The organism is Bradyrhizobium oligotrophicum (genome assembly GCF_051168495.1).
Taxonomy (GTDB): Bacteria; Pseudomonadota; Alphaproteobacteria; order Rhizobiales; family Xanthobacteraceae; genus Bradyrhizobium; species Bradyrhizobium oligotrophicum_A.
On record NZ_JBNPVB010000045.1, the window covers coordinates 1 to 11,829 of the forward strand.

At 67.0% G+C, this 11,829-nt stretch carries 2 protein-coding genes; both read right to left on the reverse strand.

The genetic code is table 11. The annotated features are described in order from the left end of the window. On the reverse strand, positions 1-10,875 hold a 10,875-nt coding region (locus ACQR1B_RS35860; RefSeq protein WP_434875046.1), incomplete at its 3' end, for an amino acid adenylation domain-containing protein. Continuing rightward, a partial coding sequence (locus ACQR1B_RS35865; protein ID WP_434875045.1) for a phosphopantetheine-binding protein occupies positions 10,868-11,829 on the reverse strand: 962 nt, incomplete at its 5' end. The genes ACQR1B_RS35860 and ACQR1B_RS35865, both read right to left, overlap by 8 nt.

Consider the following 11,829-nt stretch of genomic DNA (forward strand, 5'->3'; position numbering starts at 1 on the left):
CATGTGGGCGAGCCGCTCGGCCGGATAGTCCGGATCGAGCGGCAGATAGGCGCCGCCGGCCTTGAGCACCGCGAGCAACGCCACCATCATGGTGACGCTGCGCTCCAGCGCCAGACCGACCACGACATCGGCGCCGACCCCGTGCGCCCTGAGACGGGACGCCAGACGGTTCGCCCGCGCGTTCAGCTCGCCATAGCTGATCGTCTCGTCGCCATGCACCAGCGCGATCGCTTCCGGCGCACGCGCAGCCTGCGTTTCGAACTGAGCGACAAGACCGGTGAATGCCGTTGCGCTGACCGTATCGTTCACGCGCGCCAGCATCGCCAGATTGTCCGCATCATCAGCGGTGACGCGCCCGACGGCCTGCTCCGCACTACTGGTGATCTCTGCCAGGAGCTGCACGAACGCCGTCTGAAGCCGCCGGATCTGGATCTCGTCGAAATGCTGCCGCTGAAAATTGAACACGAGCCGCAGCTCGCCGTCGAGGCCGACGCTGACGAACAGCGGATAGTTGCTGGTCTCCAGGATCTGCGTGCGGCTGGCGCTGAGGTGCCCGCGCTTCGTCTTCAAGGCCTGATCGACCGGATAGTTCTCGAACACCAGGATGCTGTCGAACAGCGGACGTCCGGCGCGCCCGGCCAGCCGCTGGATGTCGGCGAGCGGCATCCAGCCATGTTCACGCAGGGCCAGATTGCGGTCCTGCAGTTCGCGCAGCCAGGCGCCGACGCGCTGCTCTGGATGTTCGCGATCGACGACCGGCAAGGTGTTGATGAAGAGACCGATCATCTCCTCCGCGCCGGCGAGGCCGGCGGGCCTGTCGGACACCGTCACACCGAAGCAGACCGTGTCCTGGCCGGTGTATCGGCGCAGCAGTTGCGCCCATGCGGCCTGAACGACCGTGTTCAAAGTCACCCGCTCACGGGTTGCGAAGCGTTGCAGGCTCTCGCTCAGGTTCGGATCAACTGCCACGGTGAGAGAGCCGTGGCCGACGATGCCGTCGGCACGACCTGACGCAAGCAGGCTCGGCTCGTCGAGCTCGGCCAAGGCTGCGCGCCAGAATGCGGATGCCGCATCGTGGTCCCGCGCCTGAAGCCAGGCGATGTAGTCACGATAGCGCAGCTTCTGCGCCGGCAGCGAGCCATGCTCCAGCAGCAGCATCACCTCGGCCATGAACCTGGCGGAGCTCCAGCCATCCATCAGGATATGATGATGGGTCCAGATCAGCCAGTGAAGGTCGTCATCGAGCCGGATCAGGCTGAGACGCTGCAATGGCGGCCGCGACAGATCGAAGCCTTCCGCACGCTCGTGCCGGGCGGCCGCATTCAGCGCATCGTTCAACGCTGGCGGAGCAAGTCCGGCTGCGCGCCCGCGCCAGTCCTCCTCACTGAAGCGCATCTCCGCGCGGCGGTAGACCACCTGCTGCGGCGATCCTGACAAGTCCTGCCAGAGAAAGCCGGTGCGCAGCACTGCATGGCGGTCGGTGACCGCCTGCCAGGCCGCCCGCAATTTGTCCGGATCCAGGCCGCGAATTTCGGCCGTCAGCTGGTTGACGTAGACCCCCGTGCCATCATCGTGCAGCGCGTGGAACAGCATGCCCTGCTGCATCGGCGACAGCGGATAGATGTCTTCGACCTCGCGCCAATCCAGCGCGAGCGCATCGAGCTCGGCCTGCGTCAGCTTTGACAACGGAACATCGGACGGCGTCAGTCCATGAGCGTCGCCGGCGCAGTGTTCGACCAATTCCGCGAGCGCTCGTTCGTAGCAGTCCGCCAGACGCACGACCGTGGCCTTGCGAAAACGCTTCCGGCTGAAGCTGAAGGACAGTTGCAGGCGGCCGCCCTGCACCCGGGCATTGATTGCGAGCTGATGCCGCAACGGGCTCGACGCAGCACGCGACGGGCCCGCGCTTTCGGGCGCCAGTGCAAACAACGCAGCCTCGCCGGCGCCATCGTCCATCTGGCCGAGATAGTTGAACCCGATGCGCGGCTGGCCGCAGCCGGCGAGCGCGTTGCGCTGGGCATCGGAGCCGAGATAGCGCAGGATGCCGTAGCCGAGCCCCCGATGCGGAACGGCCCGGAGCATTTCCTTCGTCGCCTTGATCAGCGAAGCCGGGTCCTGGCCGCCACCCGCGAGCTGTACCGGAAAGGCGGTCGTGAACCATCCGATCGTGCGCGACAAATCAAGCCCGGCACCAATATCCTCGCGGCCATGGCCTTCGAGCTCAACGACCACAGTCTCGCGCTCCGACCATTGCCACAACGCCCGCGCGAGCGCCGACAGCAGGAGATCGTTGACCTGGGTCCGGTAGGCCGCGTGCGACGTCCCAAGCGAGCGAGCCGTTAGCTCGGCCTTGATCTCCAACGACACTTCGTCCGCGTCAGCGATCGTGTCGCGGCCGGCGGGCTCGTGATCGCATGGCAGGTCGCCCGCCTGCCGGATCGCCGTCCAATACGCGAGCTCCGTCGCGAGTGCGTCCGAGCCGGCGTGCGCGTGCAGCGCCGCGCCCCATTGCTCATAGGCATGCGTCTTCGGCGGCAGGTGCGCCGCCTCACCCCCGCGCACGAACTGTTCATAGGCCGCCGCCAGATCCTCCAGCAGCACACGCCACGACACACCATCGACCACGAGGTGATGGATCACGATCAGGAGCCGTTGGTCGCCGCCGGTCAGATCCATGCCGACGACGCGGACGAGAGGACCATTTGCTAGCGAGAGACTTGCCTGGACCTCGGCGGCCAACGGGGTGATCGCGTCGGCATCGGCGACCGCACAGACCTGAAACAGTTCGGCGAGTACGGGTGATGCTTCGTGCTCAGCGCGCCAAACGCCGGACACCCGTTCGAAGCGCAGTCTCAGCGCATCGTGGTGGACGACGACCGAAGCGACCGCCCGGCTCAGCGCATCCCAATCCAACCGCTGGCGCGGCCGCAACAGCACCGCCTGATTCCAGTGGTCGGGCGTGTCCAGCTCCTGCTCGAAGAACCTGAGCTGAATCGGGAGCAACGGGTGCGGTCCGGCAATGAGCCCCTGCTCCGCGTGCGTCGTCGACGCGAGCTCCGTGCGCGCCTCTCGCGCGAGCGCTTCCAGCGTCTGATGCTTGAAGACGTCCCGCGGCTCGATCACGAGGCCGGCCCGGCGAGCCCGGCTGACCATCTGCAGCGAGATGATGGAGTCGCCGCCGAGCTCGAAGAAGTTGTCGGTGATGCCGACGTCCGGCTGGCGCAGCAGTTCCGTCCAGATCGCAGCCAGCGCGACTTCGTTCGGCGTTCGCGGCGCAACGCGCCCCGCGATATCGCCCATGTCCGGAGCGGGCAGCGCATGGCGATCGACCTTGCCGTTTACCATCAGCGGCAGACGGTCGAGCACGATGATGCGTGACGGCACCATGTAGTCCGGCAGCCCCGCCGCCAGAGCTTCGCGCAGCGCCGCGCCATCCAGCGCACCATCACCACTGACGTAACCGACCAGCTGCCGTCCTGCGCCAAACTCACGCGTGATCACGGCGGCGGCACCGACCTGCGGCTGCTGCAGCAAGCGCGCTTCGATCTCGCCGAGCTCGATGCGGAAGCCGCGAATCTTCACCTGATGGTCGGCGCGGCCGACATAGTCGATGGCGCCATCGCTGCGCCAGCGCGCCAGATCGCCGCTGCGGTAGAGCCGTGCGCCGGACGTGCCGAACGGATCGGGGATGAAGCGCTCCGCCGTCAGCCCGGCGCGACCGAGATAGCCACGCGCGAGCCCAGTGCCACCGATATAGAGTTCGCCGGTCGTGCCTTCATCCACCAGATTGAGGTCGGCATCGAGGATGCGCAGCACGGTTCCGGGAACGGGATAGCCGATCGGAACGCGGCGTCCGCCCTGCCGACGACAATTCCAGAAGGTCGCATTGATGAGGGTCTCGGTCGGACCGTAACGATTGTCGAAACGGACCAAAGGAAACACGCTCTGGACGTGATCCATGAGCTGGACCGGAAGCGCCTCGCCACCGGAGAACAGCCGCTTCAGCGTCGTGCATCGCGCCACCTCCGTCTCGGCAACGAACTGCGCCAGCATCTGCGGCACGAAGTGCAGCGTGGTAACGTCGTGAGCGATAACAGCATCGATCAGTCGTTTCGGCTCGCGATGCGCACCCGGCGGCGCGATCGCCAGCCGCGCGCCCACGGTCAGCGGCCACAGGATCTCCCAGACGGCGACATCGAAGCTGAACGGCGTCTTCTGCAGCAGGGTCTCGCTGGGCGCGACTTGATACTCGGCCTGCATCCACGCCAGCCGCGCGGCCAGTGCCCCCCGCGTACAGGCGACGCCCTTCGGCGTGCCGGTGGAGCCCGACGTATAGATCACATAGGCGAGGTTTCCAGCATGCGTCGAAAGCCGAAGGTCGACGATGTCGCCTTCGTTCTCCGAGGGACGATCCTGATCACCCGCGCCGGTCACGATCAGATCGACGTTCGCGTCCGCACCGATGACATCGAAACGGTCGCGCAATTCGTCTTGTGTCAGCACCAGCCGCACGCCACTGTCTTGCAGCATCGTGGCGAGGCGCTGAGCCGGATAATCCGGGTCGAGCGGCAGATAGCCAGCCCCAGCCTTCAGGACCGCGAGCACGGCGACGACCATGTCGATACTGCGCTCGAACGCGACGCCGACCGGCGCATCCGGGCCGACACCCCGCGCACGAAGCTGCCGCGCCAGCCGGTTCGCGCGGACATTGAGTGCGGCATAGCTGATCCGCGCGTTCTCGGTGACCAGGGCGGTCGCGTCGGGAGCTTCTGCGGCCTGCCGCTCGAACTGCGCCACGACGTCCATCAACGCATCGTCCGCCATCGGCACGGCAGCACCCGTGCTCCAGCCAATGACCCGTTGCGCTGTGGCATCGTCGAGGCCGTGCAGGTCGGCGAGCGGCCGCGCAGGCGCGTCAGCAATGCGCGCAAGGAGACACGCGAAGGCCCTCTGCATCCGCTCGATCTGTTCCTGATCGAACCGGCTGCGGTCATAACGGAAGCCGAGCCTGATGCCGGCCTCCGTGACGAAGACCGCGATCGTCAGCGGATAGTTCGTGATCGATATCTGCTCCGCACGGCCGGCGCGCGGACCGTCTGCGGGCTGATCGCGCAGAACATCGTCGACCGGATAGTTCTCAAATACGAAGATGGTGTCGAACAGCGCACGGCCGGCGCGGCCGGCGAGCCGCTGTATCTCATAGAGCGGCATGAAACCGTGCTCGCGCAGATCGACGTTGCGGTCCTGCACGCCGCGCAGCCAATCGCCGACCAACGTCTGCGGGCTCGTGTCGTCGAGCACCGGCACGGTGTTGATGAACAGGCCAACCATCTGCTCCACGCCGGCGACCTCCGGCGGCCGGCCCGACATCGTGGCGCCGAAGCAGACCGTCTGCCGACCGGTCAGCCGCCGCAGCAGCTGCGCCCAGGCGCCCTGCAACATCGTGTTCAAGGTCACGCGCTCGCGACGGGCCACGGCCTGCAGCCGTTCGGTCCGCGCCGCATCGATGACGAGATCGATGGAGGTATGGCCGGCCGCGGGCTCGGCCGGCCCGCCGAGCGCATCGGCAAGAAGGCTCGGCTCCTCGAGGGGAGAGAGCAATCGCGACCAGAATGCTCGCGCGCCGTCCTGGTCCTGCCGCGGCAGCCATTCGATGTAATCGCGGTATCTGGCCCGCGCCGCGGGCAGTGAGCCGCCCCGGACATGCTGCATGATCTCGGCGATCAGCCGCGCCGCGCTCCAGCCGTCGAGCAGGATGTGGTGATGGGTCCAGACCAGCCGGTGAACGCCGCCGCCGAGATCGATGAGACGGACGCGCTGCAGCGGCGGCCGTGACAGATCGAAGCCAGCCTGCCGTTCGGCTTGCGCGATCGCCGCCAGCGCGCTGTCGCGCGCGGCTTCATCCATCCGCGCGGCCCGGTCGCGCCAATCCTCTTCGACGAAGGGCACCGCGACCTGCCGATGCACCAATTGCTGCGGCGTGCCGGACAGCTCGCGCCAGACGAACGCGGTCCGCAGCACGGCGTGGCGCGCGGTGACGGCCTGCCACGCGGCCCGCAAACGCGGCCCGTCGACGCCAGTGATGTCCACCGCGATCTGGCTGACATAGTTGCCGCTGTCGGCATCGCGCAGCGCGTGAAACAGCATGCCCTGCTGCATCGGCGACAGCGGATAGACGTCCTCGATCTCGCGCCAGTCCTGCGTGCCTCCCAGAAGGTCGAGCTCCGATTGGCTGAGACGCGACAAGGGAACATCTGATGGCGTGATGCCGTGAACGCCGCTGGTGCAGTGCGCGACCAGTTCGCGCAATGCAGCCGAATAGCATTCCGCGAGCCGCTCGATCGTGACCCTGCGATAGCGCCTGCAGCCGAAGCTGAACGTCAGCCGCAGCTCCCGGTCCATCACCTGGCCGTTGATGCTGAGCCAGCGGCCGAGCGGCGCGCTGGCGCTACGCGACGCTCCGGCACTTTCCGGGGCCACGGCAAACGCATTGTTGGCGCCGACACTCGCACCGAACTGACCGAGATAGTTGAAGACGATGCGCGGCTCTGCGACGCCCGCGAGCGCCTCGCGCTGCATGTCGCTGCCGCAATGGCGCAGCACGCCGTAGCCGAGCCCGCGCGCTGGAATCGCGCGCAGCTCCTCCTTGATCGACTTGATCAAGGTCGCATCATCGCTCGCGCACCCCGACAGACGCACGGGAAAGGCGGTCGTGAACCAGCCGACCGTCCGCGACAATTCGACACAGTCGAAAATGTCTTCGCGGCCGTGGCCTTCCAGCTCCACCAGGATTTCGTCCAGCCCGCTCCAGCGGGACACGGCTCTGGCCAAGGCAGCAAGCAGCAAATCGTTCACCTGCGTGCGGTAGGCCGCCGGCGCATCCTTCAGCAGCCTCGCCGTCAGATCCGCGTCGAAGCCGACGACGAGGTCCTCGCCATCGGCAACCCGGTCGATATCGCCATGGTCGTCGTCGCAGGGCAGATCGCCTGCGATGGTTCGCGTCCGCCAGTAGTCGAGCTGGCCGGCAAGCTCCGTGGTCGACGCATAGTTCTCCAGACGCCTGCCCCACGACGCGACGGACTGGCTCTTCGGCGGAAGCACGATCGGCGCGGCGCCCTGTGCGGCCTGGGCATACGCCGAAGCGAGATCCTCCAGCAGGATGCGCCACGACACGCCGTCGACGACGAGGTGATGCACGACGATCAGGAGCCGCTGGCTGCCATCGGCCGCGTCCATGCCGACCAGGCGCAACAGCGGCCCCTGCAAGGACAGGCTCGCCTGCGCGGCCGCGGCGACCGCCGTGATCTCCTCTGAATTCGCGACAACGCGGGTCCAGAGCAGGTCGGCGGACGATGGCGCCTCACCATAATCAGCCTGCCACGTGCCGTCGACCTCCGCGAAGCGCATCCGCAGGGCATCGTGCTGCGATACGATTGCATCGACCGCCCGGGCCATTGCGCGCCAATCGAGCCGTGCATTCGGCATGAGAAGCACGGCCTGATTCCAATGATGCCGCTCGCCGGCGTCTTCAGCAAAGAAGCGTCGCTGGATCGGCAACAACGGAATCGGACCATGGTCACGTTCAGTCCGCTCCACGACGTCCACAGCCTGATCGCTGCGCGCGACACGCGCCAGCTCCCGAAGCGTCTGGTGCCGGAACAGGTCGCGCGGCTCGATCGAGAGGCCACTTTGACGTGCACGCCCGACCACCTGCAGCGAGATGATGGAGTCGCCGCCCAGCTCGAAGAAGTTGTCGGTCAGCCCGACCCGCGGCTGTCCGAGCAGCTCGGACCAGATTGCCGCCAGCGTCAGTTCCGCCCCGGTTTGCGGAGCGACGTAGTCGACCCCGGCGGCAGGATGCTCCGGAAGCGGCAAGGCATCGCGATCGACCTTGCCATGCGTCGTCAGCGGCATCTGCGCCACCGCTACGATCCGCGCCGGAACCATGTAGTCGGGGAGTTCCTCCAGCAGCGCCGCCCGCAACGCGGTCCCGTCGACATCGACCGCGGCGCAGACATAGCCGACGAGTTGCTGCCGTCCCCCGATCTCGCGAGCGACGACCACGGCCGTCTGCACGCCGTCTTGCCGCGTCAACCGCGCTTCGATCTCACCCGGCTCGATGCGGAAGCCGCGGATCTTGAGCTGATGATCGGAACGTCCGACATAGTCGATCACGCCGTCGGCGCGCCAGCGCGCCAGATCGCCGGTACGATACAGGCGTGCACCGGGTTCGCCGTAGGGATCGGGGACGAAACGCTCTGCCGTCAGGCGCTGCTGGTTCCAGTAACCGGTCGCGAGCCCTTCGCCGCCGATGTACAGTTCGGCCGTTATACCGATCGGCACGATGTTGAGATCGCCGTCGAGCAAATAGGCCGAGCGCCGTCCGACTGGACGGCCGATCGGCGCATAGGCGCAGTCGATCTCGGCCTCGGCATCGACCTTCCAGACCAGCGGCGTCACCACCGTCTCCGTCGGGCCGTAGCCGTTGATCAGCTTGCGCGGCTGCAGCGCGCGCCGGACCTTGTCGAAGCCCGCCTTCGGCATCGCTTCGCCGCCGAAGGAATACAGCGACACTGGCGGTGGGTTGCCGCGCCATTCGGCGAACTCGGCAAGCTGCTGCAGATAGGCCGGCGGGAAGCCTGCATTCGTGACGTTCTGCGCGCGCATCACCTCCAGCGTCTGCTCGGCCGACCAGAGATCGGCATCCCGCATCACCAGCGCGGCCCCGCAACTCAACGCCGTCCATAGCCGTTCGTGTGCGCCGTCGAAGGTGAACGACAGAAAATGCAGCTCGCGCGACCGGCTGTCCATTTCATAGAGCCGGGCCGTGACCTCGCAATGCATGGCGAACGGTCCGTGGGCGACGGCGACGCCCTTCGGCACGCCGGTCGAGCCGGACGTGTAGATCACGTAGGCCAGGCTCTGCGGATGCACCGCGATCGCTGGCTCGGCCTCCGTGTCCTTGCCCGATACCGCGCCGAGCTCGATGACGTTCACGCCGGGCATCGGCGGCCACTGATTGAGGCCCGCGGCAGAGACCAGCACGACACGCGCACCGGCATCACGAATAGTCGCGGATTGCCTCGCCGGCGGATGATCGGGATCGAGCGGCAGATAGGCCGCGCCGGCCTTCAACACAGCGATGAACGCAGCGATGAGCTCGGGCGAGCGCTGCATCGAGATGCCGACAACGTCACCCGGACGCACATCGCGCGCGATGAGATGCCGAGCGATCGCGTTGGCGCGCCGATCGAGTTCGGCATAGCTGATCGTCTCCGTCCCGAAGACCAGCGCGGGCGCTGCGGGCCGGTCCAGAGCGTGCCGCGCGAACATGCGGTGCACCGGCAGAAACGGCCCGGGGTCGCAGACGATCTCGTTCCACCGTCGGACGTCCTCGCGTTCGTCCGCGGACAGCAGGTCCAGCGTCGCGATCGGGCGTGTGGATTCATCGGCCATGGTCTCCAGGATGGAGCACCAATGCGCGGCGAACCGCTCGATCGTCGTCCGATCGAACAACGCGGTCGCAAATGAGAATAGCGCCGATACGTCGCCCGATGGAAGTTCCTCGCTGTCGAGCGCCAGATCGAATTTGACCGTCTCGATTTCGGGCGCGATCGTCTCGATCTGCAGCGCGGCTTCAACAGGTCCGTCGGACACATCACGCCGGCGCTGATGATTGTAGAGCACCTGGAACAGCGGATTCTGACTGAGGCTGCGCTCCGGCTGCAAGGCGTCCAGCACCCGCTCGAACGGGAGATCCTGGTGCTCCTGCGCGTCGAGCGTGGCCTCGCGCACCTCGTCGATGAAGTCGGCGATCGTGCGCCGGCTGTCGATCTCCGTGCGCAGCACCTGGGTGTTGACGAGCAGGCCGATCAGCCGCCGCGTTTCCGACCGGTCGCGGTTGGCGATGGGAACGCCGACGCTGATGTCGGATTGGCCGCTGATGCGATGGAGCAGCAGTTTCAACGCTGAGAGCAGGACGACGAAGAGCGTCGTCCGGCGCCGCTGCGCGAGAGCACGCAGGCGATCCGACAGAGCCGCGCCGAGCGAGAGCCGCACGCCATCGCCGGACTGATCGACATCGGCCCCGCGCGCGCGATCGAACGGCAGCTGCAGCATCGTCGTGTCACGAAGGCGGCCGGTCCAGTAGTTGAGCTGGCGCACACCCTCCACGGCGCCAATCCACAGCCGCTGCCAGTTGGCGAAATCGGCATAGTCGATCTCGAGCGCGGGCAGTGAGTGGGCCTCGCCTCGCACTTCGCAATGATAGAGCTGCCAGAACTCATCGGTCAGCACCTGCAGCGACCAGCCATCGGCCACGATGTGATGCAGGGTGACGGTCAGGATGTGATCCCGTTCGCCGAGCGCCAGCAGTGCGGCGCGCAGCAATGGACCAGCTTCGAGATCGAACGGCAGCGCCGCCTGTTCGCGCCGCACGCGCGCCGCCTGCTGCTCGCGGTCATCGCCCGCGAAGATGATCCGGCGCAATTCGACGCGCTGCGGCGGGCCGACGATCTGCTCGGGCTCGTCCGCCTCCTGCCGGAACACGGTGCGGAGTGCGGCATGGCGAACGACCAGACCATCGAGCGCCCGCTGCAATGCATCGATATCGAGACAGCCGCGGAGACGGATCGAGACAGGCAGGTTGTAGGCCGAACTGCCGGGATCCATCCGCCACAGGAACCAGAGGCGCGCCTGGGCGAACGACACCGGTGCGCGCTGCAGTTGCTGGCGCGCGATCGGCAGGATCGACAGATCGATGCCCTTTGCAGCGAGCTGTGTCAGAAAGGCGCGCTGCTTGGCCGGGTCCAGTCGCGCGAGGCGCCGGGCGATCTCACCGAGCTGCTGAGTCTGACGTCCGGACTGATCATTCATGGGCGAACTCGACCTCGTTCAGCAGATCGAACATGGCGGCAATGTCGTCGCTGCGACGGTGCACGGGCGGATCGGCAGCGAGCGCGGATGCCATGCGCTCGATCGTCGTCAGTTCGAACAGCCGCTTCAGCGGCAGCTCCTGCGCGAGATCGCGTTTGATGCGGCCGACGAGTTGGACCGCGACAAGGGAATCGCCGCCGAGCTCGAAGAAATTATCGGTGACGCCGACATCCTGCTGGCGCAGCAGCTCGGCCCAGATCGCGGCGAGTGCCGCCTCGGTCGAATTGCGCGGCGCGACGCGCTGCGCCTCGGCAGGCCGGGCGTCGGGCAATGGCAGCGCCTTGCGATCGATCTTGCCGTTCGGCGTCAGCGGCAGGTTCGGCAGCACCATCACCCGCGACGGCACCATGGTGTCCGGCAGCGCCGACGCGAGAGCGGCACGCAAGGCCGCACTATCGAGCGCGTCGTCGCCGCTGACATAGCCGACCAGGTGCCGGCTGCCGCTGAGGTCTTGCGCCACCACGACGCTGTCGCGCACTCCGGGGCATTCCCGCAGCCGCGCCTCGATCTCGCCGAGCTCGATGCGGTGGCCGCGGATCTTGACCTGATGATCGGCGCGGCCGACATGGTCGAGCACACCGTCGGCCCGCCAGCGCGCCAGGTCGCCCGTGCGGTACAGCCGCGCTCCTGAAGTCCCGAACGGATCAGGAATGAAGCGCTCCGCGCTCAGCGCCGCGCGGTTCCAATAGCCGCGTGCGAGGCCCTCGCCGCCAATGAACAGCTCACCGGCGACACCGACCGGCGCAAGGTTGAGATTGGCATCGAGTACATACAGCGTAGTGTTGCCGATCGGGCCGCCGATCATCGGCGACGCATGACCCGCATCGAGCCGATGGCGCGCCGACCACACCGTGGTTTCGGTCGGCCCATACAGGTTCCAGACCTCGCCGCTCA